Source organism: Siccirubricoccus deserti, from assembly GCF_014283215.1.
Taxonomy (GTDB): domain Bacteria; phylum Pseudomonadota; class Alphaproteobacteria; order Acetobacterales; family Acetobacteraceae; genus Siccirubricoccus; species Siccirubricoccus deserti.
In genome coordinates, this window is sequence record NZ_JACOMF010000040.1 from 1 (window position 1) to 25,695 (window position 25,695).

Genomic DNA, 25,695 nt, shown 5'->3' on the forward strand with positions numbered 1-25,695 from the left:
CGCTGACCAGCGCCTTCAGCTCGGCCGGCGACAGCGCGTCAGGATCGGCGGGCGGGACCATGCGCCCGAGCGAATCAGACCAGCCGCCACCTGGGAAGGGCAAACTGCACCCTCGCCACAGGTTTTGCCCCTCTTACCCGCACCATAAGTAAGCCTCTGGTTTTCCAGAAAGATCTTTGGGGCCGTGGAAGACCCGGTCCTCTCCGCCTCGGGCTGCCCGAGGGCGCCCAGCGGACGTCCCTGAGCCGCTAGGCCATGCGGCCAAGCCGAAGACCTTGGCCGATGCTCTCGGCCTTAAGGGCCGAGATCCCAAAGTAGGCCGCTACAAGGACTAAACCGACAAGGCCTTGAAGCTATTCCACGGCACCGTGGGAAGAAACCGCTTGCCGAATTGAGAACGGTCAATCTCCGGAACTCGAAACGGCGGTTCGGCGCATGCCCACCGGCACGGACAAGACGCAAGCGCTTTCCAGCGTCACCTTGGCAAAGCACGTCAGCTTCATGCGCAGCCTGCCGGCGCTGGCATGCGGAATGGGACTTGCGGGCGGTAAGCCGGACCCCTTCGCCAATTTCCGCGACGGCCGCGTGAAGAGGACCAGGGTGCGAAAGCACTTTACGCCCGATGACCTCGACAGGCTGTTTGCCGGGATGGAGAAGCGTTGGCTCAAGGATACCTCCCTGACGGCGTCTGGATATCGCTCCTGGCGCCGTTCCACGGCCTGCGCCGTGAGGACGTCTGCCAGCTTCTCAAGTCCGACGTGCGCCAGACCGATGGGATTTGGCGCCTTCATATCACCACGCCTCCCGACAGCGACGACCTTGAGGACGCAGCGGAGATGAAACGGCTAAAGACCGAAAGCGCGGACTTGCATCCCGATACACCAACACATCCTCGATGCGGGCTTCCTGGCTTATGTCCCGTGTGACTGTTGGTTCGGCGTTGGTCCAGGCGCCACGACTTGTGTGGTTGGCGAGGCTGGGCTGCGTAGTGTTGCGGGCCAGGCCACGAAGGTGGGAGCGACCGCTTCCGGCGCTGGCGGCCTGAAGCGAGGGAGGCATGCGGGCGTATGGTGTTGTAGTGCCGATGCCAGCTTTCGATCACCACCTCGGCTTCACGCGGGCTGTAGAAGCTCTCTCCATCCAGCAGCACGTCACGCCGACGGGCCTTGAACGACTCAACATAGCTATCAGCACCTGAATGGCGAAGGAGGGCGGCGGCGTGCCTGGCTATGACAAGGCGCCGGTCGTAATCCATCTGAAGGGGCGCGAAGTGGGGATCATCATTGATGTCGGCCTCGGCAAGGCCTGCGTCTGGACCTGCGGTCTGACGCACGGCTACATCGACATCAATGGGTCGCATCGCAGTTAATAATATATACTACAATCTGTGATCGAATTTCTCCTCCCGGCACTGCTGCCGGCGCTGACCTTCACCGGCCTGGCGATCTGGCGCTGGCGGTGGCTCCGGCTGCCCGTGGTGCGGGCGGAGGGGCGCGTCACCCTCATCCTGCCGGTCACCGGGCCACAGCCCGGCCTGCCCGCACTGCTCGCCTGCCTTGGTGCCCAGACGCTGCTGCCGCGCCGGCTGGTGGTGGTGATCGAATCGGCGTCTGACCCGGCCTTGGCCCGAATCAACGCCCTGGCCCCCGGCTGCCCCTTCCCGGTGGAGGTGGTGCTGGCCGGCGGTGTCCCCTGGCGCGGCCAGAAGAACACCAACATCATTGCCGGCATTCGCAGGGTGGATGCCGAGGATGACGCGGTGCTGCTGCTGGATGCCGATATCCGGCCACAGCCCTGGTGGCTCTCCGCCGCCGCCTCCCCGGCCATCCTTGGCAGCCATGACGTGATCACCGGCTTCCGCTGGCAGTTGCTGGACGGGCGCGGGCTGGTGGGCCATCTGGTCGCCTGGATCGACCGGATGGGGGCGGTACTTATCCTGCCGCCGCGCTTCGGGGTGATCTGGGGCGGCACCATCGGGCTGTCGCGCAAGGCGCTGGCGGCGCTCGATCTGCCGCGGCTGCTGGACCGGGCATTGGTCGATGACCTCACTATCGGCCGGGCGGCGAAGCAGGCCGGCCTGAAGGTGCTGTCGCGCGGCGCCATCACCGTGCCGACGCCGAATGATGGCGACGCCTTGGCGCAGCTGCGCTTCATGCGCCGGCAGCTGCAGGTGGTGCGGGTCTGCCAGCCCCGGCTGTGGGTGGCGCTGCTGATGGTCTCGCATCTGGCGGTGCTCGGCTGGCTCTACACGCTGCTGCTGGTGCCGGCGCCGGCGTCGGTGCTGCTGCTGGCCCTGCTCTCGGCCTGCGGTCTGGTCCGGGCAGTGGCGCATGCCGGTGTCGCCGCCCGGGTCGGCGTGCCGGATGCGCCGGCTGGGCTCGCGGTGCAGCTGCTGATCGGCGCCATCCCGCCGCTGGCCGATGGGCTGCTGGCGGCGCTGTGCTGGACCATGCTGTGGACCCGTCGGGTGCGCTGGCGGCATGTCGAGTACCGGGTGGATGGGCCAGAGGCGGTGCGGGTCACCGCGCGCTTCCCGCATGCCGGCTGAGACTCCACCGCCCTGCCCGATCACCGGCGAGCCGGCGGCCGAGCTGCTGCAATCCATCCCGGCCAAGCTGCTGTACGACCTCTGGCGCCGCGGCGCGCGGGTGGATCCGGCGCCGCTGCGGCGCGACCAGGGACGGGTGAATCTCTGGCGCTCGCCCTGCGGCCTGGCCTTCTTCGACCCGCCGCTGCCGGGGGGCGAGGGCTTCTACCGCACATTCTACGACAAGGTCCGGGCGCATGAGACCGTCGCGGAGCAGGCGGCGACACGGGGCGACTTCCTGGCCGGCGCGGCGCAGGCTCAGCCCGGCGATGCGGTGCTGGATGTCGGCTGTGGCCATGGCGCCTTCGCCGCGCTGGTCCCCGGATGCCGCTACCAGGGGCTGGAGCCGCATGGCACCCTGCCGGTGGGCGGTCCGCCGATCCTGGCCGAAACCGTCACCGCCCATGCCGAACGCCACCCCGGCGCCTATGACCTGGCCTGTGCCTTCCAGGTGCTGGAGCATGTGGCGGCACCGCTGGCAATGGCCGAGGCCATGGTGCGCTGCCTGAAGCCCGGCGGGACGCTGGTGCTGGTGATGCCGATCTGGCCCTCGCCGCATACCGACTTCCCGAACAACCTGGTGAACCTGCCACCGCACCACCTCAGCTGGTGGAACGCGGGCGCCTGCCGCGCCCTGTGTGACCGTCTGGGGTTGGAGGAGGTGGAGATCCGCCCGCTCGGCACCTACCCGTCGCAGGCCTCGCTGCACTGGGCGCTGCGGCTGATGCCCTTCCGCACCGCGCCGGGCGCCTGGGTGAAGCCCTATTGGCGCTGGCATCTGGCGGGGGCGGCGGCGCTCTGGCTCGGGGTCTGGGCGGCGCGGGTGTTCGGCCTGCCGCGCGGCGCCAGGCCGGTGGATATCCTGCTGGTTGCGCGAAGGCGAGGGCGCCCCGCCTGACTGCGGCATCTTCATGCGCCGGCGCGTTGACATCCACCCGCGCGTGGCGATCCTGACCTGCCACCGCCCCCGAGGTTGCCTTGCCGCCTGATTTCACCCCGCTGCGCACCGCGCGCCTGATCCTGCGCCCGCTGGCCCTTGAGGATGCGGCGCCGCTGCACCGGCTGGTGAATGACTGGGAAGTGGCGAAGACCCTTGCCCGGGTGCCGTTTCCCTACCCGCGCGAACTCGCCGACGAATGGATCGCCTCGACCTGGGTGCAGATGGCGGAGGGCGAGGCCTGGCACCTGGCGATCGAGGCCGCGGGCACGCTGGTCGGCTGCGTCGGGCTGACGCTGGATCGCCCAGGGGGCGGCCAGCCGGGTGGACCGCCGGGCGGCAAGGGGGCGGAACTCGGCTATTGGGTGGGTCGGCCATCCTGGGGCCAGGGGCTGGCGCCGGAAGCGGCCGGGGCGCTCAGCCGCTGGGCGATCGAGTCGCTGGGGCTCTCGACCATCCATGCCAGCGCGCTGCGCGACAACCTCCGGTCGCAGGCGGTGCTGCGGCGGATCGGGCTGCAGCCGGCCGGCGAGGCGATGCAGCCCTTCCTGTCGCGCGGCGGGCCGATGCCGGTGCTGCTGTTCCGTGGCGGCAAGGCGGAGCTGCAGGCCGCGGTGCCGCCGAAGCCGGTGGTGCTGGTGGCGGCGGTCGCGCTGATCGACCCCGATGGTCGGATCCTGCTGGCGCAGCGCCCGCCGGGAAAGCCGATGGCCGGGCTGTGGGAGTTCCCCGGCGGCAAGGTCGACCCGGGCGAGACACCCGAACGCGCGCTGATCCGCGAGCTGAAGGAGGAGCTGGACATCGACGTGACCGAGGCCTGTCTCGGTCCCTTCACCTTCGCCTCCCACGCCTACGAAAAATTCCACCTGCTGATGCCGCTGTACCTGTGCCGCCGCTGGGGTGGTCAGGTGCGCGGGATGGAGGGGCAGACGCTGGCCTGGGTTCGGCCGCAGAAGCTGGCGGAGTACCCGATGCCGCCGGCGGATGTGCCGCTGGTGGCGATGCTCAGGGATTTTCTTTGAGCATTGCGACATGCTACCAGATATTGATGGCGTGGAGACCGGCATGCCCGGGTGCTTGTCCGTCGCTTCCCGAGACGACTGTCGAGCGGCTCAGGCGCCAGGCGGTGGCGCACGGTACGTCGCTGGAAGCGACCTGCGTGACCGCCTGGTCCGTGACGCGGAGAACGACCGCGCCGGCACCCTCGCCGAGATCGATGCTCTGCGGGCTGCCCAGCCGCCGCAGCCTCCCGATTCCACCGCCCTTGTCCGGGCAAGGCGCAATGGTGAGCGCGACGAGGATTGGTGGTTGTCGTCGACGCCAGCTGCGCGGTGAAATGGCTCGTCCCGGAGCCCGAATCCATGGCTGCCCGGCACCTCATTCTGGCCGATCTGCCGCTTGTGGCGCCGGATATCGGTCGCTCGAGGTGACCAGCGCGCTGCTGCGGAAGCAGCATCGCGGCGAAGGGGAAAACGGCATTGCATCGGCCGCGCTCGGGCATCGGGCCGCGTTGCGCGTGATCGTGGTGCCGAATGCAGCGCTCCTCCAGGAGGCGGCTGCCCTGTCGCAGCGAATGCGCCATGCGGTATATGATTGCCTGGTCCTGGCGCGGCGTCGGCAGTTGCGTGTCGCCACCTTCGACCACCGGCTTGCCGGTCTCGCCACCACCCTCGCCATCCCCCTCTGGCACCCCGAGGCACCATGACCGCAAGCCCCACAGCCTGCCTCCTCGTCATCGGCAACGAAGTCCTCTCGGGCCGCACCCGCGACGCTAACCTGCAGTATCTCGCCACCCGCCTCGGCGAGATCGGCATCCCGCTGCGCGAGGCGCGCGTCATCCCGGATGTGCCGGAGACCATCATCGCCACGGTCAATGAGTGCCGGGCGAAGTTCACCCATGTCTTCACCACCGGCGGCATCGGCCCGACGCATGACGACATCACCAGCGAATGCGTGGCGCGCGCCTTCGGCGTGCCATGGGAGGTGCATGAGGAAACCCGCGCCATCATGGCCGCCGACTACGCCCGCCGCAGCCCGCCCGTGGAGTTGAACGCCGCCCGGCTGCGCATGGCGACCCTGCCGCGTGGTGCCGTGCCGATCCGCTGCACGGAGACGACGGCGCCCGGCTTCTCCATGGCGAATGTCCATGTCATGGCCGGGGTGCCGCGCATCATGCGCTCGATGTTCGAGGCGCTGGCGCCGACACTCGAAGGCGGCGCGCCGATCCTGTCGCGCTCGGTGCATGCGGATTTCGTCTATGAGGGCCAGATCGCCGACGGGCTGAGTGCGATCCAGGCGGAATACCCGGCGCTCGACCTCGGCAGCTATCCCTACTACCGGCGGCGGCCCGATGGCGGGATGGGCGGCGGCGTGGCGCTGGTTGCCAAGGGCACCGATCCCACGGCGGTGGCTGCCGCGGCGCAGGCAATGTATGCGCTGCTCGCCCGCTTCGGCGAAGCCGCGGAGGGCGAGCCGGCACCCGAGTAGGCGGGCTCACCGCCGCTCAATCGTCCGCGAATCGCGCCAGCCGCACCGCGGTATGCCCCGGGCTGGTGCGCAGGCCGGGCATCACCAGCACGCAATTGTCGTAGGGCGTGCGGATCTCGGTGTCGCCGTCCAGCGCCAGCAGCGTATTGCGCTCCGGCACCACCTGGCCGCCGCGGAAGGGGCGGACGAAGGCAAAACCCGGCGTGCGCGCCGTGATTGTCCGCGTCACCTCCGCCAGCCGCGCCGGCCCCGGGCCCGGCAGCTCGGGCAGCAGCACCGTATCCGCCGGCCCCACCGTGCCGAGGTGGCGCAGCAGCCGCGCCGCCGTCGCCTCCATGGTGGCGACGGTCGTCGCTTCCCAATGCGAGCCCGCCTCGACCAGCAGCGCGACGCGTTCTGACCCGGCTGCGCTGAACGGCTCGTAGTCGAGCAGCCGCCTGCCGCCGATGTGTCCGTGGTCGGCCACCACCAGCGGCGGCACGCCGAGTGCCAGGCCAAGCGCCGCGGCGTGCGGCGACTGGCCGGTGAGGATCAGCGGCTCCGATGGCCAGAGCATCGAATGCAGGTCGAGCAGCACATCCGCCGTCTCAATCAGCGGCCGCAGCACCCGCGCCCGCCGCAACTCGCAGGAACGCCTGCCACCCTCCAGCGTCTCGATGTCCCAGACCCGGTTCAGGTCCTCGTCGACGAAGCGACTGGCGGTCGGGTCGTCCGGATCGAAGCGGGCGTAGGCGTCAAGGTTGGCGAAGACCAGAGAGAGCCGCCCGCGCGCCGGCCGCAGCCCGGCCCGCAGCCATCGGTCCAGCACCACTGCGCCGGCGATCTCGTTGCCATGCGTCACCGCCAGGACCACCACATGCGGGCCCGGCTCCGGGGCGGTGAAGCTCCAGACGCCGGGCAGCGCATTGCCGCCAAGGAAAGGGCGGATGTCGGGGGCCGTGATCCGCACATCGAGCCGCGGCAGCCCACGCAGCGTCTGGCCGGCAACGATCGCGGCGAGCGCGGGAGGGAGAGGAATGTTGTCCGGCATCGTCAGGCCACGAGCGTCCCGCCCAGCCGGTGCAGCACATCGAGGCAGGCTTCGATCTCGGACACTGCAATCCATTCCTCCGGCTGATGCGCCTGGGCGATGTGCCCGGGGCCGCAAACGATGGTGGCGATGCCGGCGGATTGGTAAAGCCCTGCCTCGGTACCGTAACTGACCCGGCCGGCGCTGTTGCGTCCGGTCAGCCGTTGCATCAGCAGGGTCAGCGGCGAATCCTCCGCCAGGTCGAAGCCGGGCAGCACGGAGCGTGGCGCGATCCGCAGCGTGCAGCGCGGCCCGCCCGGCAGCAACGGGGCGAGTGCCACGCGCTCCATGTGGTCAAGGAAGGCGCGCAGCACCGCCGCCACGTCATCGCCCGGCAGGCTGCGGACCTCGAAGGTGAAGTCGGCGCGGTCGGGCACGGTGTTGAGGATGCTGCCGGCGTTGCAGGTGCCGGCGTGCACGGTGGTGAAGGGCGGGTCGAAGCCTTCGGCGCGGCGGCCCTCCCGGGCGAAGCGGCGTGCCTCGGCGGCCAGCCAGGCGATGCCCTCGGCGGCGGCGTGCAGCGCATTCGCCGTCTCGCCGGCACGGGAGGAATGGCCGGACAGGCCGGTGACGATGGCGTCCCAGCTCGCATAGCCCTTCTGGGCGATGACCGGCGCCATGCCGGTGGGCTCGCCGACGATGCAGAAGCCGGGCGGCGGTTCCTGCGTGCCGAGCATCGGCGCCAGGGCGCGGGCGCCATTGCCCGTGGTCTCCTCGTCATAGGTCAGCAGCAGGTGCACCGGGCGGGCGAGGTCGAGCCTGGCGTAGCGTGGCATCATGGCGATGGCGCAGGCGGCGAAGCCCTTCATGTCGGTGGTGCCGCGGCCGATCAGCCGGCCATCCTGCCGGCGCAGGACGAAGGGGTCGGCAAGCCAGGCCTGGCCATCCACCGGCACGCAATCGACATGCGCCGAAAGCGCCGCACCGCCGGCGACGCGCGGCCCGACCACGGCATGCAGGTTGGCCTTGCGGCCTTCCGCATCGAGGCTGATGCGGCTGTCGATGCCGCGTTCCGCAAGCCATGCCCGCACCGCCTCGATCAGCGCGAGGTTGCTGTTGCGGCTGGTGGTGTCGAAGCCGACCAACCGGTCGAGCAGGTCCACGGCCTCGTCGAATGCCTCGCCGATTTGCGCCATCCCATTGTCTCCCGTCGCCAGTCTATACGGGGCAGCGAGGTGGGCAATCCGGAGGACGGCCGCATGGATTCGACGCGAGTGCCACGGATTGCCATCCTGGGCCTGCATTTGGAGGCCAATGCCTTCGCGCCACCGACGGTGCTGGAGGATTTTCGCCGGCAATGCCTGGAGCGTGGGGCGGCGATCAGCGCTCTGGCGCGAGGCGGAACCAGCCACTTGCCTATGGAGATCCCGGGCTTCTACGCCCGCATGGATGCGACCGGACCCTGGGAAGCCGTGCCGCTGCTGATCGCCGCGGCGCCGCCGGGCGGACCGGTTGCGCAGGTGGTGTTCACCGGCTTCATGGATGAGATGCAACGCGGCCTGGCGGCCGCCCTGCCGCTGGATGGCGTCTACATCGCCAGCCACGGCGCCAGCAGCGCCACCGGCGACGAGGACAGCGACGGCACCATCGCCGCCATGGTGCGGCGCCAGGTCGGCCCGGCAGTGCCGGTGGTGTGCAGCCATGATCTTCACTGCAATGTGAGCGAGGCGCTGGTGCGGGCGGTGGATGCGCTGGTGGTCTACCGCACCAACCCGCATGTCGACATGGCGGCCCGCGCCGCAGAATCGGCCGATCTGCTGCGCGCCATGCTGGGCGGGATGCGTCCCCATCGGGCCTTCATCCGGCTGCCGCTGACGCCGCCGAGCGTCACCCTGCTGACCGCCGAGGGTCCCTATGCCGATCTGATCCACGACGCTGAGGTGCTGATGCGGGACAATCCGGCGGTGCTGAACGCCTCCGTCGCCGGCGGCTTCGTCTTCAGTGACCTGCCGAAATGCGGGATGACAGTGACAATAACTGCCCGCGATGCCGCGACTGCCGAGGCGGCGGCACATCGCCTGGCCCACCGCGCCTGGGCCGAACGCGAACGCTACCGCCGCCCATTGACGCCATTGGCCGAGGCGGTGGCGCATGCCACCGCCGCAGGGCGGGGCGAGGCGCCGCCAGTGCTGCTGGCCGATGTCGCCGACAACCCGGGCGGCGGCGGCCGTGGCTCCACGGCCTATCTGCTGCGGGCACTGCACAAGGCCGGGGCGCAGGGTGTGGTGCTCGGCGTCTTCATCGACCCGGCTCTGGCGGCCGAGGCGCAGGCACTGGGCGAGGGCGCGGCCTTCGAGGCGGTGTTCAACCGGGTTGAAAGCGAATTCTCGGAGCGCTTCGCGGCGCCGGCCCGGGTGCTGGTGCTGCGCGACGGTCGCGGCGTCGGGCGGCGCGGCACCATGGCGGGGCGCCGCTTCGACCTCGGCCCCTCGGCGCTGCTGGAACTGGCGGGGTCGGGGCTGCGGGTGGTGGTGGGTTCGCTGCGCCGGCAACTGCATGAGCCGGCGATGCTGGAACTGCACGACATCGACATCGGTGCGGCGCGCTGCGTGGTGGTGAAGAGCCGCGGCCATTTCCGCGCCGGCTTCGACGAGTACTTCGCCGGGGATCGGATCATCGAGGTGGATGCGCCGGGGCTGACCAGTCCGGTGCTGGGGAATTTCGCCTGGAAGCGCCTGCCGCGGCCGGTCTTTCCGCTGGATGAGGATGCGGTCTGGGCGAGATGAGGCAGCGGCCCCGTACGCTGCCGCTACGGCTCCACCATCCCTGCCACCCATGCGCAGTACCGCGCGGCGGATTTCGCCAGCGCCGCCTGGCCGCCGGCGACGATCTCCCGCTCATGGAAGGCGCCGTAGATCGCGTCGAAGGCCAGGCTGGCGCAATAAGTCGCCATGCGCCGTACCTCGGCCGGCGGCAGCGGGATCAGGCAAGGGTAGCTGCGCATGAAGCCAAGGTGCTTGCGGTCCGGCATCACCTGCAGGATGTCGCCGGAGAGCAGCGCGCCGCGCCCGCCCGCGCCCGCCGCCCAATGGGCGATCGCCCCGCCGGCGAAATGCCCGCCCAGCCGGTGCAGGGTCAGCCCCGGCAGCACCGGCTGCGACTCACCCTCCCAGAACCGCAGGCAGGGGTCGGGGCGGGTAACGTGCTGGCGGTCGGCGGCATGGACCCAGACCGGCACCCCGAAGGCCCGGCCCCATTCCACCATGGTCGAGTAGTAGTGCGGATGGCTCAGCGCCACCCCTGCCAGCCCGCCCATGGCGCGGATGATCGCCATCGTCGCGTCGTCCAGCAGGGCGATGCAGTCCCAGAGGAAATTCCCCTGTGGCGTCCGCACCAGCAGCGCCCGCTGGTCGATGCCCACCGCCGGCACGCTGCGGATCGCCAGCAGTTCCGGCTCCAGCGCCCGCCAGGTGTTGGCGTGGCCGCCGCGCAATTTCTCCAGTGTCGTCCATTGCTGGCCCCGGGCCGGGACGTATTGCCGTTCATCCTCGCAGATCGGGCAGGCGGCGGGCGGCGTGGCGCTTTCGGCGAATTGGATCGAGCAGGTCTGGCAGAGGAAATGCGGCATGGCGCGGCTCCGGCGGCAGGGTGGCAGCCTCGCGCGCCGTGGCGCCGGCTGGAAGAGGGCTGATCAGCCGCCGCGCCGGGTTCGGGCTTCGCCAACCAGCCGTTCCAGGGCCGCCAAATCCACCGCGCCGGGCACCAGCGCCTCGCCGATCACCATGGCCGGGGTGCCCTCGATCCGCAGCGCCACCGCCAGGCGGCCATTCGCCTCGATCCGCCGCTGGATCGCCGGGTCATCCATCTCCCGCCGCAGCCGCGCCCAGTTGAGGCCGACCCGCTCCGCCTCGCGCCGCAGCACCGGCTCGGCGGGCTCCTCGCGCAGCCGCATCAGCGCGTCCTGCAGCGCCGCATACTTGCCCTGGGCCTGCGCCGCCAGCAGGGCGCGGCTGGCCAGCACGCTGTTCGGGCCGAGGATCGGCAGGTCCTTCATCACCAGCCGCACATCCGGCTGCCGCCGCAGCAACTGCTCGACCACCGGATGCAGTTGCTTGCAGTAGCCACAGCGGACGTCGAAGAACTCCACGATGGTGACGGCGCCCTGCGGGTTGCCCTTCACCGGGTCGGCCGGATCGCGCAGCAGCGCCTCGGCATGGGCGGCGATGGCGGTGCGGACGGCGCCTTCCCGGTCACGGGTCTCGGCGGCTTCCAGCGCCATGAGCGCCTCGCGCAGGATGCGCGGGTCCTGCCGAAGCGCCTCGCGCAGGATGTCGATGATGGCGCTGCGCTGCTCCGGCGAGAAGCCGGGCGGGGCGGTGCCTTGTGCCGCCAGCGGTCCTGGCAGCAGCAGGGCGGCCAGGGCAAGAACCCGGAACATCTTCATCGCGGCCTCCGTCGCATGGCGTCGTCCTGGTCGCGCTGTTCCCGGGTCAGGTTGTCCCGTTGCGCCGCATGGCGCAAATCCTGCGCCCGCAGCTTCAGCGGGCCGGGCGGCAGCGCCTCCTCCGCCCGCCGGGCCAGGAAACGGGCCCGGGGGAAATTCCCCTCCAGCATAGCCTCCTCGGCCAGCGCCAGATCGGCCTGCGGCATCTCGCCCAGCCGGCCATGCGCGGTGCCGAGCTGGCGCCAGGCGAAGCTGCTGTCGCGCTCGATGCGCAGGCTCCATTGCAACTCGCCGACGGCCTCGCGCAGCAGCCTGAGATCCCCCACCTCCATCAGCGCCCGGCCGAGCGCGGTCCGGATCAGCGCCTCCGACGGTGCCAGCCGCACCGCCTCGCGCAGCGGCGCCAGCGCCTCGCGCGGCCGCCCGGCCTCGAACAGGATCTGGCCCTGCAGCTCGCGCAGCCAGGGGTTGCCTGGCTCCTCCTTGACCAGCGGCGCCAGGATCTCCAACGCCACATCGGCGCGGCCGGAGCGGTACTGGGCAATGGCGCGCGCATAGCGCGCCGGGGCCGAGGTGTCGCTCTCCGGGTAGCGCCGCCAAGTGGTCATCGGCGCGTCCACGAAGCCGTCCAGCTTGGCCCGCACCATGCGGAAGGCCGGCTCGAACCCTGGCGGCAGACCACCGCCGGACCGCCGTGCAACCACCTCGGTAACGAATTCCATCCGGTCGCGCGATAGCGGATGGGTGCGGAAATAGGGATCCTGGCGGCCGACCGTCAGCAGTTCCTGCTCCTGCATCCGGCCGAGCAGCCGCAGCAGCCCCTCCGCCGGCCAGCCCAGCCGTTCCAGATAGGCCATGCCGGCCTGGTCGGCCGATTGCTCCTGCGCCCGGGTGAAGGCGAGGAGCTCGGCCATCGCCAGCGATTGGCCGCCGAGCATCGCAGCCCCCGCCGCATTGCCGCCAACCTGCCGGCCGCCGGCCGCCACCGCGGCGCCGCCCACCAGCATGCCGGCGATGGAGCGGATCATCGCGTTGCGCATCTCCTCCGGCAGCCGGGTGACATGGCCGCCTGCGATATGCCCGGTCTCATGCGCCAGCACCCCGATCAGCTCGCCGACGCCATCCGCCTGCTGGATCAGGCCGGTGTTGATGAACATGCGGTTGCCGGTGGTGACGAAGGCGTTTATGGGCCGCGCCTGGATCAGCGTGATCCGCACCAGGGCCGGATCGACCCCGGCGACGCGGAACAGGGGGTGGGCGAAGGTGCGGAGCAGGGATTCCGTTTCCGCATCGCGCACGACGACGACCGCGCCCTGCTGGGCGTGGGCGATGCCGGGGCGCACCACGCCGACCAGCAGCGAAGGGGCCAGGGACGTCAGCATGAGGACCAGCGCCGAAACCGCGCGAGCGAAGATGGGCGCGCGCGCGTCCGATGACCGGGGCGCCCATCGGCGCGGAGGTCCTGATCGGCCGCGCCAGGCTGCAAATGCGATCCGCATGGCCGCACATCTAGCGCCTGCCGACCGCCCGCGGCCAGCCGCATGGCGTTGGGGTGCCCTGGTCGCCGCGGTGCTGGCGCTGCCGGGGTGCGAAACCTTGGGGGGCATCGTCGGCAGCGGCCCGCCGCAGGGCAGTCCCGGATTCGTCCGCGGCTTCCTGGGCGGCGTCGCCACCGAGGATCCGGCGGCGGCGCTGGCGGCGCGGCAGGTGCTCTCGGCCGGCGGCTCGGCCACTGATGCGGCGGTGGCCGCCGGCTTCTCCCTGGCGGTGACCCTGCCGTCCCGCGTCGGGGTCGGCGGCGGCGGCGCCTGCCTGGTGTTCGACCCCGCCAAGGCCGCAGTCGAGGCGCTGACCTTCCTGCCCGGCCCCAGGCCCGCGACGGCGGAGGCCGACCGCCCCGCCGCGGTGCCGCTGCTGGCCCGCGGCCTGTTCGCCCTGCACACCCGGAAGCCGGTCCGCCCCTTCGAGGAGCTGATCGCCGCCGCCGAGCAATATGCCCGCTTCGGCACCGAGGTGAGCCGCGGCCTGGCCGCTGACCTCGCCGCCGTCTCCGGGCCGCTGTTCGCCGACCCCTCTGCGCGGGCGGTCTTCGCCCGGGCGGATGGCAGCCCGAGGCAGCCCGGCGATCCGCTGCTGCAGCCGGAGCTCGCGGCGACCCTCGGCCAGCTGCGCCTGGCCGGCGTCGGCGATCTGCACCAGGGCTCCCTGGCGCGGCGGCTGGAACAGGTCTCGCCAAATGCCGGGGCCGGGCTGACCCTCGACCAGCTGCGCGCCGCGCTGCCGGATCTGGCGCAGCCCTTTGACCTGCCGAGCCGCGGCGGCGACCGCATCGCCTTCTTGCCGCCGCCGGCCGATGGCGGCATCGCCGCCGCCGCCGCCTTCGAGGCGATGCGCACCGGGGCCTCCCCGGAAGCCGCGCTGGCCCGTGGGCTGGCGGTGGTCCAGACATTGCGCAGCCAGGGCGGTGACCCGGCGGTGGTGCTGGCCGCGGCCGGGCTGCCGGAAGCACGCCCCGCCGCCCTGCCGGCCTCGGCCGGGCTGGTGGTGTTCGACCGTCAGGGGGTGGCGGTGACCTGCGCCTTCACCCTCAACAACCTGTTCGGCACTGGCCGGATGGCGCCGGGCATGGGCTTCCTGCTGGCGGCGGCGCCTGGGCTCGGCACGGTGCAGCCACCGCTGCTCTCGGCTGCCATCGCCTATAATGCCAATCTGAAGGCGTTCCGCATGGCGCTGGCCGGCTCCGGCCAGCAGGACGCGCCATTGGCGGTGGCCGGGCCGGCGGCCCTGCACCTGCTGCGGGGCAGGCCGCTGGCCGAGGCGATCGGCACCGGGGCACCGGGCATGGCACGGGTGCAGGTGGCGAATTGCCTCAACTACCTGCCGGGCTACCCCGACCGCTGCGTGGTGATGACCGATCCGCGCGGTGCCGGCGTGGCGCTCGGCGCGGTGGACAACTGATGACCCCGGCGAGCGAGGGGTGGCGATGCTGAAGACCGGCCGCGGGGCGGAAGCGCCGCCCTTCCTGGTGATGGATGTGATCAGCGCGGCCAATGCCCGCGCTGCCGCCCTGCCGCCGGGCGCGCCCGGCGTCATCCGCATGGAGGTCGGCCAGCCCGGCACCGGCGCCCCGCGCGGCGCCGCCGAGGCGGCGGTCAAGGCGCTCGAGGCCGGTGACCCGATGGGCTACACCGAAGCCTTCGGCCGGGCATCGCTGCGCGAGCGCATCTCGGCGCATTACGCCGAGCGCTACGGCGCCGTGGTCCCGGCCGAGCGCATCGCGGTGACGGTGGGGGCCTCCGGCGCCTTCCCGCTGGCCTTCCTGGCGGCCTTCGACCCCGGCGATCGCATCGCCATGGCGGCACCCTTCTACCCGCCCTACGCCAATATCGTGACCGCCCTCGGCATGCGGCCGCTGCTGCTGCCCTGTGATGCCAGCACCCGCTGGCAGCCGAATGTGGCAATGCTGGAGGCGCTGGACCCGCCGCCGGACGGGCTGATCCTCGCCAGCCCCTGCAACCCCGCCGGCACCATGCTGCCGCCGGAGGAGTTCTCCGCCATTGCCCGCTGGTGCCATGCGGCGGGCGTGCGGCTGATCTCGGACGAGATCTATCACGGCCTCAGCTACGGCACGCTGCGGGAGGCGACCGCCGCCACCGTCTCGGAAAGCGCCGTGGTGGTGAACAGCTTCTCCAAGTATTTCTCGATGACGGGCTGGCGGATCGGCTGGCTGGTATTGCCGCCGGATCTGGTGCGGCCGGTGGAGTGCCTGGCGCAGAACCTGTTCATCTCGGCGCCGCATGTCGCCCAGGTGGCGGCCGAGGCAGCCTTCGACTGCCGGCCGGAGCTGGAGGCCAATATCGCCCGCTACCGCCGGTCCCGCGCCCTGCTGCTGGAGGCGCTGCCGAAGGCGGGGCTCGACCGGCTCTCGCCGGCGGATGGCGCCTTCTACCTCTGGGCCGACATCGGCCATCTGACCAATGACAGCGTCGCCTTCTGCGCCCGGCTGCTGGCCGAGGCCGGCATCGCCGCGACGCCTGGGGTGGATTTCGACCGCGACCGGGGCAGCCGCTACCTGCGGCTGTCCTATTGCGGGCCGGAGGCGGATATGGCTGCGGCGCCAGCGCGGATTGCGGCCTTCCTCAAGCGGTAGAACTTCCCGCAGGACCGCTTCGTGGTTTTACGGAGGGCGATGATCCCTCCCCCCGATAAGGGTTTCGCCACGCCTTCCGCGGCAAAGCCGCGGAAGGGCACCAGCATCCGCTTGACTGCCCTTCGAAAAAAATCCGAAACGGCCAGTGTCACCAGGCCGGGAATGCCGCCTGGCTGTCCGCCGGCGCCTGCTCCCGCCGCTCCGCCATGCCGTAGTCGCGCAGCACCGCCGCGACGCGCAGCCGGTAGCCGGCGAAGATGCCCTCCCGGCCCGCCTGCTGGCTGGCGCGGTGGGTGTCCTGGGTGCGCCAGCGGGCGACCGCCGCCTCATCCTCCCAGAAGGACAGGCTGAGCAGCTTCGCGGGGTTGGTCAGGCTGCGGAAGCGCTCCACCGAGATGAAGCCAGGTATCGTCTCCAGCTCGGTGCGCAGCCGGGCGGCATGGGCCAGGTAGTCGTCGAAGCGGCCCTCGGCCGGCTCCACCTCAAAGATCACGGCAATCATCGGCGATTCTCCCTGTTGCCCAACCTGCCACGCTAATGTCCGCCCGTCCTTCGTCCGGCGGCGAAGTCAGGGCCGCAATGGACTGCTAGGGTGCCGCCATGCCGACCCCCACCGCCTTCGCCGGCCTCGCCGCCCTGATGGGCGACCCCGCCCGCGCCGCCATGCTCCAGGCCCTGCTGAGTGGCGAGGCGCTCACCGCCGGCGAACTTGCCCGCATCGCCGGCATCGGCGCCCCCACCGCCAGCGCGCATCTGGCGCGGCTGGTCGAGGGCGGGCTGGTGGCCGTCCACCCGCAGGGCCGCCATCGCTACCACCGCTTGGCCTCGGAGGAGGTGGCGGCGGCGATCGAAATGCTGGGCGGCCTCACCGTCTCGGTCGGGCCGCCGCGGCGATGGCCGCATGGCGAGGAATTCCGCGCTGCCCGGCTCTGCTACGACCATCTGGCCGGGCGGCTCGGCGTCGCCCTGCATGCGGCGCTGGTCGGGCAGGGCTGGATCGCCCCGGCGGCCGGCGGCTGGTCCTCGACTGCGGTGGGGGAGGCGGGGCTGGGTCGCCTCGGTGTCGATCTCTCCGCTGCCCGCACCGCCCGGCGCTTCGCCTGCGACTGCATGGACTGGTCGGAACGCCGGGCGCATCTGGCCGGTGGCCTTGGGCGGGAGATCGCCGCCTGCTGTCTGCGCCAGCACTGGCTGGCCCGGCTGCCACCGGCGCGGGAGGGCGATGCGCTGGCCCGCCGCCGGTTGCGGCTGACACCGGAGGGGGCGCGGCGGCTGGATGCGGCGCTGGGCGTGAGGCTGGCGGCGTGATGGATGGCACGCTGGCGCAGCGCCGCGAGGCGCGGCTCTCCCCGACGCTGCGGCTGTTCCTGGCGCTGGCGCTGATGACCGGTGCCAGCCAGTTCCACCGCGCCGCGCTGGGAGTGGTGGGGCCGGAGCTGGCGGCCGACCTTGGCGCCGGGCCGGGGCTGCTCGGCGCCGCCAATGGCGCCTTCTTCCTGGCGTTGCTGCTGCTGCAGATCCCGGTCGGGCTGGCGCTGGACCGGCTGGGGCCGCGGCTGACGGTGATGCTGCTGTCCGTTCCGGCGGCGCTCGGCGCGGCGCTGCAGGGGCTGGCGCCGGACGCCGGCTGGTTCCTCGCCGCGCGCTTCCTGCTGGGCCTCGGCTGCGCCGCCTCCTTCATGGCCTCGGTCGTGCTGTGCGCCCGCTGGCATGCCGGGGCGGGTCTGACCACCGCCTTGGCGCGGGTGTTCGCCAGCAGCCAGCTCGGCGTGCTGCTCGCCGGGGCGCCCTTCGCCTGGCTGGCGGAGGCGATCGGCTGGCGCGGCGCCTATGCTGCCTCCGGCCTGCTGACCCTGTTGCTGGCCTGGGGCTGGTGGGTCTGGGTGCGCGACGACCCGCCGGATCGGCCGCCCCCGCTCCGCCCGGCCGAGGGGCTGCTGGGCGCCCTGCGCGGCCAGTTGGTGGTCTGGCGGACACCGGGGCTGCTGCCGGTGCTGGCAATGCATCTGGTCGGCTATGCCGCCATGGCGACGGTGCTGGCGGTCTGGGCCGGACCCTACCTGGCCGAGGCGCATGGGCTGGCACCGGGGCCGCGCGGGATGGTGCTGGGTGCAATGGGGGTGGCGCTGGTGTTCGGCCTGCTCGGCGTCGGCCCGGTGGAGCGCCGGCTGAACACCCGGAAATGGCTGGTGGCGGCACTTGGCCTGGCCTCGGCGCTGGTGCTGGCGGCGCTGGCGCTGTGGCCGGCGCCGCCGCTGCCGGCGGCGGCGGGGCTGCTGGTGCTGCTCTGCCTGTTCAGCTGCTACCCGGTGGTGGTGGTGGCACATGGCCGCAGCCTGTTCCCCGACCATCTGGTCGGGCGCGGCGCGACCACGGTCAATCTGGCGCAGACCTTGGGGTGCGCGGCGCTGCCGGCGCTGACCGGTTGGGCGGTCGCCTGGGCCCCGCCCGGGCAGGCCTGGCCGATGGCCTTCGGCCTGCTGGCGGTGGTTCTGCTGCTGGGGCTGGCGGGATACCTGACCGGCCGAGATTCGCCGCCGCGAGGGTAGGGCCGGCTTCTCATTTTCCTGTGAATTCTGACACGGTTTCGTGTATCGGATACGAAGCCGCGCCGGCACCATGCGTGCCGGCCCAATCCGAGCTTCAGGAAATAGGTTGGATGCAGAAGCCACAGAGCCGGCCAGAACAGATGGAAATCCGCGCATTGACGGCAGCCGTGGCCTGGATGCTGCTGGTTCAGCTCGGTTGCGTGCTGCTGTGGGACGGCGGTTGGTTGACCCGGCAGGCTGCGCTGCTCCACTGGCTGGTGGTGGGGGTCCTGCCGCCGGCCCTCGCGCTCTGGGGAATGCAGCCGCCCGCCGAGGCAAACTGATGCAAAATAATTTCTTTCCGGTAGGAAACTCCGGTGCTGCTGCCGCTTTATTAGAGGGGCATGCCTGACTCCCTATCCCTCCCGCCGCCTCCCCTGGTGCCGGGCCTCGGTCCTATTGCGCGCGCAGCGCTGTTCCTTGATTTCGACGGCACATTGGTGGAGATCGCCGAGCGGCCGGATGCGATCCGGGTTGCGCCGGCGCTGCCTGGCCTGTTGAAACGCCTCGGCGAAGGCCTCGCCGGGGCGCTTGCCGTTGTCAGCGGCCGACCGCTGCGGGATCTCGACCATTATCTGCCAGTGCCGATCGCCAAGGCCGGCGACCATGGTGCCAGCCTGCGCCCGGACCCCCTCGGGCCGCCCGAACTGCCCGACCTGCCGCACCCACCTGCTGCCTGGCGCGTCCAGGCCAATGCGCTGGTCGCCCGCCACCCCGGTGCACTGATCGAGGACAAGGCGCATGGCTTCGTCCTGCATTACCGCCAGGCGCCGGATGCCGGGCCCGAGGCGGCGGCGCTGCTCGCCCGGCTGGTGGCCGAGGATCCCGCCGGATTCGGCCTGCTGGAGGCCCGCATGGCCTGGGAGATACGCCCCCGTGGCCCATCCAAGGCCACCGCGGTGCGGGCGCTGATGGCCCGCCCACCCTTCAATGGCCGCGTCCCGGTCTTCATCGGCGACGACGTCACCGATGAGGAGGGCATGGAGGCCTGCCGCAGCCTTGGCGGGCATGGCTGGCAGCTGGAGGAGGCCTTCGGCTCGCCGGCGGTGCTGCGAGACTGGCTGGCCCGGGCGGTCGCGCCGGATGACCCGGATGCGGTGCTGCCGCCGCTCGTGACCGAGCCGCACTCCCCATGAGTCGGCTCGTCATCGTCGCCAACCGGGTGCCCAACCCGCGGGACCGTGGCGCCACCGCCGGCGGGCTGGCGGTGGCGCTGAAGGATGCCTTGGCCCGGCGCGAGGCCATGTGGTTCGGCTGGAGCGGCCATACCGCGGAGGCGACCGCCACCACCCCGACCCTCGCCACCCGCGGCCGGCTGACCTATGCGACCCTCGACCTGGGGCGGGAGGATTACCGCCGCTACTACCAGGGCTTCGCCAATGCCTCGCTGTGGCCGACCCTGCACTACCGGCTCGGCCTGTCGCAGTTCAGCCGGGAGGATTACGCCGGCTACCGCACCGTGAACGCCGCCTTCGCGGTTGCCCTGGCGCCGCTGCTGCGGCCAGACGACATGGTCTGGGCCCATGATTTCCATGTGATTCCGCTGGGCGCCGAGCTGCGCCGGCAGGGGGTTCGGCATCGGCTCGGCTTCTTCCTGCATGTGCCCTTTCCGCCGCATGCCCTGTTCTGCGCCCTGCCACGTGGCGAGGAGCTGATCGCCGACCTCGCGGCCTATGACGTGATCGGTGTGCAGACCGAGGATGACGCCACCCATCTGCGTGCCGGCCTCGTTGCCGCCGGCCACGCGGAAGCCGCGGCCCGGGTCGCGGCCTTCCCCATCGGCATCGAGGCGGAGAGCTTCACCCGCGCCGCGGAGAAGGCCGCGGCAGGGGCGGAGACCGCGCGCTTCCGTCAGAGCCTGGTCGGCCGCACTCTGGTCATGGGCGTGGACCGGCTGGACTACACCAAGGGCCTGCCGCACCGGTTCGCCGGCTATGCCAAGCTGCTGGCGCGGTTCAAGAGCCACCACCAGCAGGTCACCTATCTGCAGGTGGCGCCGGTCTCGCGCGGCGATGTGGCGCAATACCGCAGCCTGCGGCGTGAGCTGGACGAATGGGCCGGGCGGATCAACGGGCAATACGCCGACCCGGACTGGATGCCGTTGCGCTATATGACCCGCGCTGTCGCCCGCAACACCCTGGCCGGGTTCATGCGGCTGGCACGGGTCGGGCTGGTGACGCCGCTGCGCGACGGGATGAACCTGGTCGCCAAGGAATATGTCGCGGCGCAGAATCCGGAGGATCCCGGGGTGCTGGTGCTGTCGCGTTTTGCCGGCGCCGCGCCGCAGCTCGACGGCGCGCTGCTGCTCAACCCGCTCGACCCTGATGAAATCGCCGAGGCGCTGGACGCCGCGCTGACCATGCCGCTGGAGGAGCGGGTGGCACGCTGGCGCAGCATGGAAGGGCCGGTGCGGGAGGCCGGAGCGAAGGCGTGGTGCCGGGATTTCCTGAGCACGCTGGAGGGCAGCCCGGCGGCGATCGCAGCGTGAGGCAGCGCGGGTGAGCACACTGCCGCTGCGATTGTCCGCAGCGGCGCTGGTCAGTTGGCCGCACCGGCGGCGATGCGAGGTCCGTTGCCGTGGCTGGCCGAGCCTCCCTCAGCTCAACGGTACCGCCACATGCGTCAGGTACGGCGTCCGCGCCTGCAGCCGCTCGTACCAGGCCTGCAGCCGCGGCAGCTTCGGCCGCTCCACCGGCAACGCGAACCAGCGGTGCAGGAAGCCGCCCATCGCCATGTCGGCGATGCTGAAGGGGCCGGCGATGTAGTCCCGGCCTTCGAGCTGCGCCTCGACGATCCGCCACAGCCGCTCGGCATTGTCGCGTGCCCTGGCCGCCGCCGGCAGGTTACGCTCGGCCTCCGGGGTGCGGACGAAGGTCCAGAAGATCACCCGCATCGGCTCGTTCAGCGAGGCCAGCGTCCAATCCATCCAGCGCTCGACATCGGCGCGGGCCTCCGGCGCTTCCGGGTAGAATGCGTTGCCGCCCGGCTGGACGCGGCAGAGGTAGCGCAGGATGGCGTGGCTCTCCCACAGCGTATAGCCATGCGGCATGACCAGCGTCGGCACCGAGGCGTTGGGGTTCATCGCCGCGTAATCCGCATCGCGGGTCCGGCCGAAGGCGCCGCCGGCCTCGATGCGGTCGAAGGGGATGGCCAGCTCATCCAGCAGCCACAGCACCTTCATGACATTCACCGAGCTGGCGCGTCCCCAGATGGTGATGATCCTTGGAGAGGCGATCATGCCAGCGGCACCGCGACATGCTTGCCGAAGCCCGGATGCTCGGCCAGCAGCCTGGCGTACCAGCCTTCCAGATTGGGCATCGGCGGTCGTTCGATCGGCAGCGCGAACCAGCGATGGATGTACGGGCCGAGCACGATATCGGCGAGTGAGAAGCCGCCGGCGACGTATTGCCGGCCCTGCAGCTGCCGGTCGACGATTGCCCACAGCGTCTCCGCCTCGCCACGCGCCTTCGCGGTGGCCACCATGTCGCGCTGGGCTTCCGGTGTGCGGACATAGGCGAAGTAGATCGCCGTCATCGGCCCGCTGAGCGTCGCCAGCTGCCAGTCCATCCAGCGTTCGACATCGGCGCGGAGCTTCGGCGCGGCGGGGTGCACCGGGTCGCCCGGGGCGCGCGTCGCCACCAGGTAGCGCAGGATGGAGTTGCTCTCCCACAGGCTGTAGCCGTCCGGCTCCTCGATGGTGGGAACCCGGCTGTTCGGGTTCATCGCCAGGTAGAAAGGCTCCTCGGTGCGGCCGTATTCGCCGCCGGCGTCGATCCGCTCATGGGGGATCGACAGCTCCTCGCAGAGCCACAGGACCTTCATCACATTGCTTGAACTGGCTCGGCCCCAGAGTTTCAGCATGGTTCGACCCTCCTCTGTTGTCGGCCAGCCTAGAGCAGATCGCCGAAGGGCGGAAATGCCCCGAGGCGTGAAACGCTCTCCAATCAATGGAATAGAGCGTCTCCACGATGCAGCGTCGGCGCGGAGACGCCCAGTGGCTGGGCTGCGGGCCGGTCCGGTTGCGTCCCGCCGCCGGCCGCGCGACACAGGGCGGATGACGCGCATGTTCCTGTTCGCATTGCTCGCCGCGGCGGCACCGCTCTTCGCCCGCGCCAGCGAGGGGCTGTGGGGGATCGCTCCCTGCGAGCTCTGCCTCTGGCAGCGCTGGCCCTATTGGGTGGCGGCGGGGCTGGCGGTGCTGGCGGCGCTGCTGCCGGGCTGGCGGCGGCCGCTGGGCCTGCTGGCGGTGGTGGCGGTGCTGGCCTCGGGCGCCATCGCCGGCTTCCATGTCGGGGTGGAGCAGGGCTGGTGGCCCTCGCCGCTGCCGGGCTGCCAGGTGCCGCGGGCCGCCGGCGGCACCAGCATCAACGAGATGATGCGGGCGCTGGCGCCGGCCCCCTCCAAGCCTTGCGACGCGCCGACCTACCTGGTGCCCGGCCTGCCGCTCTCGATGGCGGCGATGAACCTGCTCTACGCGCTTGGCCTTTCGGCCGCCATGCTCATCTGGATGCGCAGAGGAGTCCGCGCATGACTGATACCAATACCACTCGCCGGTTGCCCGGCGACCTCACCCCGCGCCAGCAGGTGGCGCGCGCCATCCGTGTCGATCACGCCGGCGAGTATGGCGCGAAGCGCATCTACCAGGGGCAGCTCGCGGTGCTGCGCGGCACGAAATGGGAGCCGCTGGTCCGGCATATGCAGGCGCAGGAGCAGGCGCATCTCGACACCTTCTCCCGGCTGATCGCCGAGCGCCGGGTGCGGCCGACCGCGTTGCTGCCCTTGTGGCATGTGGCGGGCTTCGCGCTGGGCGCGGCGACGGCGCTGCTCGGGTACCGCGGCGCCATGGCCTGCACCGTGGCGGTGGAGGAGGCGATCGACGAGCATTACCAGGCGCAGGAGGCGGCGCTCGGCGAGGATGAGGCGGCGCTGAAGGACCACATCGGGAAGTTCCGCGCCGAGGAGCTGGAGCATCGCGACATAGGCCTGGAACATGGGGCGGAGCAGGCGCCGGCCTACCGGCTGCTCAGCGCGGCGATCAAGGCCGGCTGCAAGGTGGCGATCAAGGTGAGCGAGCGGGTGTAGAGCAGACCCACCGAGTTGGCCCCGCCTGAACGGGGCAGCCGGCATGCAGGGACATATTGCCGTGGCGGTTTCCGTGGGTCACGTCGGATGGAAATCGCTCCAGCGGTCCGTTGTGCGGCGGATCGGCATCGAAGGAGACAGATGATGGAAAACCTGCCGTTGCCCGAGGCCGATGCGATCACCACGGCTGCGGTGAAGGACTGGTTGTCCCGCTTTGCCGCCTGCGTGCGGGAGGTCGATTACGCCAGCGCCTATCCCTTCTGGCACGATGGCATCGTCATCTTCGGCACCTATCAGGAACTCGTTCGCAGCCGCCGGGCCTGGACCGACACGCAATGGGACAATGTCTGGCCGCGTACCGCTGACTTCGCCTTCGACCTGGCGAACACCCTGGTGCTCGCCTCTCCGGATGGGGTGATGGCGGTGGCGGTGACGCCCTGGACCAGCACCGGCTTTCACCCGGACGGCACCGCCTTTCCACGACCAGGGCGCGCGACCATCGTGCTGGCGAAGCAGCCCGACGGGCGCTGGGTCGGGGTGCACAGCCATATGTCGCTGCAGCGTGGCGTGCCGCAGGACAGCCACGGCCGGCGCCCCGTCAAGGCGCGGTAAGCCGTGCCGCCAAAACCTTCGTCATGACCCGCCGCGCCGGCATTGCCTGCGCGAGCAGGCGCCGGCGACCCCAGGGCGGATGGCGAGGAGGATGCGCTGCGGGCGGCCAGCCTGGAAACCGTGCGGGAAATGGCGGCGGCTGGGGCCCGGGGGTCACAGCCTGGGGCCGCTGCTGGCGGTGCGGGCGGTGGATGCCCGGCTCGTGCTGCGGCATTTTGCCCCGGGGTACCGGCGCGCCGCATCGGCATGGCCGGGCGGAAGGTCTTGCCGCGGGTGGCCGCGATCCGGCGGCTGGGTGGTCTGGTGCGGGACAGCCTGCCAGAGGGGATGCGGCCGGTCGCGGCGCCTCCGCGCGGGCGGCCGGCGCCGGCCCTGGTTCAGCTCTCCAGCTCGGAATCCCAGTACAGGTAGTCGCGCCAGCTCTGATGCAAGTAGTTCGGTGGGAACGACCGTCCGTTCTCCTGCAGCTCCCAGCTCGTCGGCTGCCGTGGCACATGGCGCGGATGCATGTGGCACTCACGCGGCAGGCGATTCCCCTTGCGCAGGTTGCAGGGGCCGCAGGCGGTGCAGACGTTTTCCCAGGTGGTACGGCCGCCGCGGCTGCGCGGGATCACATGGTCGAAGGTCAGGTCGTGGGTCGGCCGCCCCTCGCCGCAGTACTGGCATTCGAAATGGTCGCGCAGGAAGACATTGAAGCGGGTGAAGGCCGGGCGGCGGGCCGAGGGAATATATTCCTTCAGCGCGATGACGCTCGGCAGCCGCATCGACAGGGTCGGCGAATGCACCTCCGTCTCGTACTCATTGAGAACCGAGACACGATCGAGGAACACCGCCTTCACCGCATCCTGCCAGCACCAGATGGAGAGCGGGAAATAGGATAGGGGTCGGAAATCCGCGTTCAGGACGAGCGCCGGAAAGCCCTGGCCACCGATGAACGTACTGCCGTCAGGCAAGCGCCGCTCCCTGTCAGGGGCGGGGCCGACCAGTGCTGGGGCCTGCCTCGGCGGAAAGGCCCCAAATACTGTGGCGCCGCCGATTCCTCACGCCATTCTTGCCAGCCCCCATGCCGCGGCGCAACAGGCGCCAGGATTGTTTCACCCGGCCGTCACACCGAAGCCTCGCGCCAGTGCCGCGGCGCCGGCCGCCAGCCCTACCTCGTCGATGCCATGCGCGAGGCCGGGGCGGTACAACGCCTCCACCGGCACCCCGGCCGCCCGCAGCGCCTGTTCGGCCATGCGGCCCGCCGTTACCGGAACGATATCGTCGGCCTCGCCATGCACCAGCAGCACCGGCGGGCGCACGGTAATCTCCTCGGCCAGCCGCTCGCCTCCCAGCAGCGCGCCGGAATAGCCGAGCAGCGCGGCCGGGGCGACGCGGCGCCGCAGCCCGGTGAACAGGGTCATCATGCAGCCCTGGCTGAAGCCCGCCAGGGCCATGGCCGAGTCCGGCAGGCCGAGTCGTGCCAGCTCGGCATCCAGGAAGGCATCCAGCACCGGCGCCACCGCGCGCACCTCGGCCTCGATCCGCGCCGTGCTCCGGTCCTGCAGGCTGAACCATTGCCGGCCATACGGCGCCATGTCGCAGGGCGCCGGCGCATCGGGCGCGACGAAGGCGGCATGCGGCACCGCCGCGGCCCAGTTCGGGGCAAGGCCGATCAGGTCCGCACCATCGGCGCCGAGTCCGTGCAGCACCACGACCAGCTGCCGCGGCGCGCCGCCCGCCAGGGGGCCGAAGCGGGGTCCATCCAGTCCGGCCATGCGGCTTGCTCCTGCTGTCGGCCCTCGCTACCGGGGTGGAGC

General features: G+C 71.3%; 26 protein-coding genes and 2 pseudogenes. 17 read left to right on the forward strand and 11 right to left on the reverse strand.

The features are described from left to right. Nucleotides 1–911: 911 nt before the first annotated feature. Nucleotides 912–1,189, reverse strand: a pseudogene (locus H7965_RS31165) (integrase core domain-containing protein); the annotation flags it as partial. 9 nt (nt 1,190–1,198) lie between these two features. On the opposite strand from H7965_RS31165, the pseudogene H7965_RS22145 reads away from it, so the two are divergent. From H7965_RS22145 to H7965_RS22170, 6 genes and pseudogenes are all read left to right on the forward strand, one after another. Next, a pseudogene (locus tag H7965_RS22145) lies at nt 1,199–1,369 on the forward strand (bifunctional ornithine acetyltransferase/N-acetylglutamate synthase); the annotation flags it as partial. Between the two features lie 18 nt (nt 1,370–1,387). Continuing rightward, a complete protein-coding gene (locus tag H7965_RS22150; protein WP_186772763.1) occupies nt 1,388–2,548 on the forward strand; it encodes a glycosyltransferase in 1,161 nt (386 codons plus the stop codon). Beyond that, entirely contained in the window at nt 2,538–3,485 is a 948-nt protein-coding gene (locus H7965_RS22155) for a class I SAM-dependent methyltransferase (protein WP_186772764.1), read from the forward strand. Before H7965_RS22150 ends, H7965_RS22155 begins: the two co-directional genes overlap by 11 nt. Before the next feature lie 80 nt (nt 3,486–3,565). Further along, nucleotides 3,566–4,546, forward strand: coding sequence for a bifunctional GNAT family N-acetyltransferase/(deoxy)nucleoside triphosphate pyrophosphohydrolase (locus H7965_RS22160; RefSeq protein WP_186772765.1), 981 nt, complete (start codon nt 3,566–3,568; stop codon nt 4,544–4,546). Nucleotides 4,547–4,950: 404 nt separating this feature from the next. Further along, nucleotides 4,951–5,229 carry a type II toxin-antitoxin system VapC family toxin gene (locus H7965_RS22165; protein ID WP_186772766.1) on the forward strand — a complete coding sequence of 93 codons (279 nt, stop codon included), beginning with the start codon at nt 4,951–4,953 and terminating at the stop codon, nt 5,227–5,229. After that, nucleotides 5,226–6,011 (forward strand): competence/damage-inducible protein A, encoded by a 786-nt coding sequence (locus H7965_RS22170; RefSeq protein ID WP_186772767.1) that lies wholly within the window; start codon nt 5,226–5,228, stop codon nt 6,009–6,011. The genes H7965_RS22165 and H7965_RS22170 overlap by 4 nt, the downstream gene beginning before the upstream one ends. Before the next feature lie 16 nt (nt 6,012–6,027). Here H7965_RS22170 and H7965_RS22175 read toward each other — a convergent pair whose 3' ends face one another. Then, on the reverse strand, nt 6,028–7,041 hold the full coding sequence (locus tag H7965_RS22175; protein ID WP_186772768.1) for a M14 family metallopeptidase: 1,014 nt from the start codon (nt 7,039–7,041) through the stop codon (nt 6,028–6,030). Between the two features lie 2 nt (nt 7,042–7,043). Further along, on the reverse strand, nt 7,044–8,216 hold the full coding sequence (gene argE, locus H7965_RS22180) for an acetylornithine deacetylase (RefSeq protein ID WP_186772769.1): 1,173 nt from the start codon (nt 8,214–8,216) through the stop codon (nt 7,044–7,046). A gap of 63 nt (nt 8,217–8,279) precedes the next feature. Here argE and H7965_RS22185 point away from each other — a divergent pair, with 63 nt between their 5' ends. Beyond that, entirely contained in the window at nt 8,280–9,806 is a 1,527-nt protein-coding gene (locus tag H7965_RS22185) for a M81 family metallopeptidase (protein ID WP_186772770.1), read from the forward strand. Nucleotides 9,807–9,829: 23 nt separating this feature from the next. Here H7965_RS22185 and H7965_RS22190 read toward each other — a convergent pair whose 3' ends face one another. The 3 genes from H7965_RS22190 to H7965_RS22200 form a co-directional block, all read right to left on the reverse strand. Then, nucleotides 9,830–10,648: an MBL fold metallo-hydrolase gene (locus H7965_RS22190; RefSeq protein WP_186772771.1), complete on the reverse strand. Its 819-nt coding sequence runs from the start codon at nt 10,646–10,648 to the stop codon at nt 9,830–9,832. A gap of 63 nt (nt 10,649–10,711) precedes the next feature. Next, a complete protein-coding gene (locus tag H7965_RS22195; RefSeq protein WP_186772772.1) occupies nt 10,712–11,464 on the reverse strand; it encodes a DsbA family protein in 753 nt (250 codons plus the stop codon). Beyond that, complete coding sequence (locus tag H7965_RS22200) at nt 11,461–12,846, reverse strand: M48 family metalloprotease (protein ID WP_186772773.1); 1,386 nt, start codon at nt 12,844–12,846, stop codon at nt 11,461–11,463. Before H7965_RS22200 ends, H7965_RS22195 begins: the two co-directional genes overlap by 4 nt. Before the next feature lie 115 nt (nt 12,847–12,961). Between H7965_RS22200 and H7965_RS22205 the strand changes: the two genes are divergently transcribed. Together H7965_RS22205 and H7965_RS22210 are read left to right on the forward strand one after the other, a co-directional pair. Then, entirely contained in the window at nt 12,962–14,422 is a 1,461-nt protein-coding gene (locus tag H7965_RS22205) for a gamma-glutamyltransferase (protein ID WP_186772774.1), read from the forward strand. Nucleotides 14,423–14,447: 25 nt separating this feature from the next. Beyond that, entirely contained in the window at nt 14,448–15,614 is a 1,167-nt protein-coding gene (locus H7965_RS22210; protein ID WP_186772775.1) for a pyridoxal phosphate-dependent aminotransferase, read from the forward strand. 148 nt (nt 15,615–15,762) lie between these two features. Here the strand turns inward: H7965_RS22210 and H7965_RS22215 are convergent, their stop codons facing one another. Next, nucleotides 15,763–16,116 (reverse strand): antibiotic biosynthesis monooxygenase family protein, encoded by a 354-nt coding sequence (locus H7965_RS22215; RefSeq protein WP_186772776.1) that lies wholly within the window; start codon nt 16,114–16,116, stop codon nt 15,763–15,765. Between the two features lie 98 nt (nt 16,117–16,214). Here H7965_RS22215 and H7965_RS22220 point away from each other — a divergent pair, with 98 nt between their 5' ends. The 5 genes from H7965_RS22220 (at nt 16,215) to H7965_RS22240 (ending at nt 20,690) form a co-directional block, all read left to right on the forward strand. Then, entirely contained in the window at nt 16,215–16,922 is a 708-nt protein-coding gene (locus H7965_RS22220; RefSeq protein ID WP_186772777.1) for an ArsR/SmtB family transcription factor, read from the forward strand. Then, nucleotides 16,922–18,163: an MFS transporter gene (locus H7965_RS22225; RefSeq protein WP_186772778.1), complete on the forward strand. Its 1,242-nt coding sequence runs from the start codon at nt 16,922–16,924 to the stop codon at nt 18,161–18,163. The genes H7965_RS22220 and H7965_RS22225 overlap by 1 nt, the downstream gene beginning before the upstream one ends. Nucleotides 18,164–18,273: 110 nt before the next feature. Further along, nucleotides 18,274–18,486, forward strand: a complete 213-nt coding sequence (locus tag H7965_RS22230) for a hypothetical protein (RefSeq protein ID WP_186772779.1) — start codon at nt 18,274–18,276, stop codon at nt 18,484–18,486. Between the two features lie 60 nt (nt 18,487–18,546). Continuing rightward, complete coding sequence (gene otsB / locus H7965_RS22235; protein ID WP_186772780.1) at nt 18,547–19,338, forward strand: trehalose-phosphatase; 792 nt, start codon at nt 18,547–18,549, stop codon at nt 19,336–19,338. Further along, complete coding sequence (locus tag H7965_RS22240) at nt 19,335–20,690, forward strand: alpha,alpha-trehalose-phosphate synthase (UDP-forming) (RefSeq protein WP_186772781.1); 1,356 nt, start codon at nt 19,335–19,337, stop codon at nt 20,688–20,690. The genes otsB and H7965_RS22240 overlap by 4 nt, the downstream gene beginning before the upstream one ends. Before the next feature lie 108 nt (nt 20,691–20,798). Here the strand turns inward: H7965_RS22240 and H7965_RS22245 are convergent, their stop codons facing one another. Then, on the reverse strand, nt 20,799–21,440 hold the full coding sequence (locus tag H7965_RS22245) for a glutathione S-transferase family protein (RefSeq protein WP_186772782.1): 642 nt from the start codon (nt 21,438–21,440) through the stop codon (nt 20,799–20,801). Continuing rightward, on the reverse strand, nt 21,437–22,063 hold the full coding sequence (locus H7965_RS22250) for a glutathione S-transferase family protein (protein ID WP_186772783.1): 627 nt from the start codon (nt 22,061–22,063) through the stop codon (nt 21,437–21,439). The genes H7965_RS22245 and H7965_RS22250 overlap by 4 nt, the downstream gene beginning before the upstream one ends. Before the next feature lie 202 nt (nt 22,064–22,265). On the opposite strand from H7965_RS22250, the gene H7965_RS22255 reads away from it, so the two are divergent. From H7965_RS22255 to H7965_RS22265, 3 genes are all read left to right on the forward strand, one after another. Continuing rightward, nucleotides 22,266–22,733: a disulfide bond formation protein B gene (locus tag H7965_RS22255; protein WP_229682738.1), complete on the forward strand. Its 468-nt coding sequence runs from the start codon at nt 22,266–22,268 to the stop codon at nt 22,731–22,733. Further along, nucleotides 22,730–23,284: a demethoxyubiquinone hydroxylase family protein gene (locus tag H7965_RS22260; protein ID WP_186772785.1), complete on the forward strand. Its 555-nt coding sequence runs from the start codon at nt 22,730–22,732 to the stop codon at nt 23,282–23,284. Before H7965_RS22255 ends, H7965_RS22260 begins: the two co-directional genes overlap by 4 nt. A 144-nt stretch (nt 23,285–23,428) precedes the next feature. Continuing rightward, nucleotides 23,429–23,896 (forward strand): YybH family protein, encoded by a 468-nt coding sequence (locus H7965_RS22265; RefSeq protein WP_186772786.1) that lies wholly within the window; start codon nt 23,429–23,431, stop codon nt 23,894–23,896. A gap of 377 nt (nt 23,897–24,273) precedes the next feature. Here the strand turns inward: H7965_RS22265 and H7965_RS22270 are convergent, their stop codons facing one another. Together H7965_RS22270 and H7965_RS22275 are read right to left on the reverse strand one after the other, a co-directional pair. Continuing rightward, nucleotides 24,274–24,849: an HNH endonuclease gene (locus tag H7965_RS22270; protein ID WP_186772787.1), complete on the reverse strand. Its 576-nt coding sequence runs from the start codon at nt 24,847–24,849 to the stop codon at nt 24,274–24,276. 141 nt (nt 24,850–24,990) lie between these two features. Beyond that, nucleotides 24,991–25,653: an alpha/beta hydrolase gene (locus H7965_RS22275; protein ID WP_186772788.1), complete on the reverse strand. Its 663-nt coding sequence runs from the start codon at nt 25,651–25,653 to the stop codon at nt 24,991–24,993. Between the last annotated feature and the right edge of the window lie 42 nt (nt 25,654–25,695).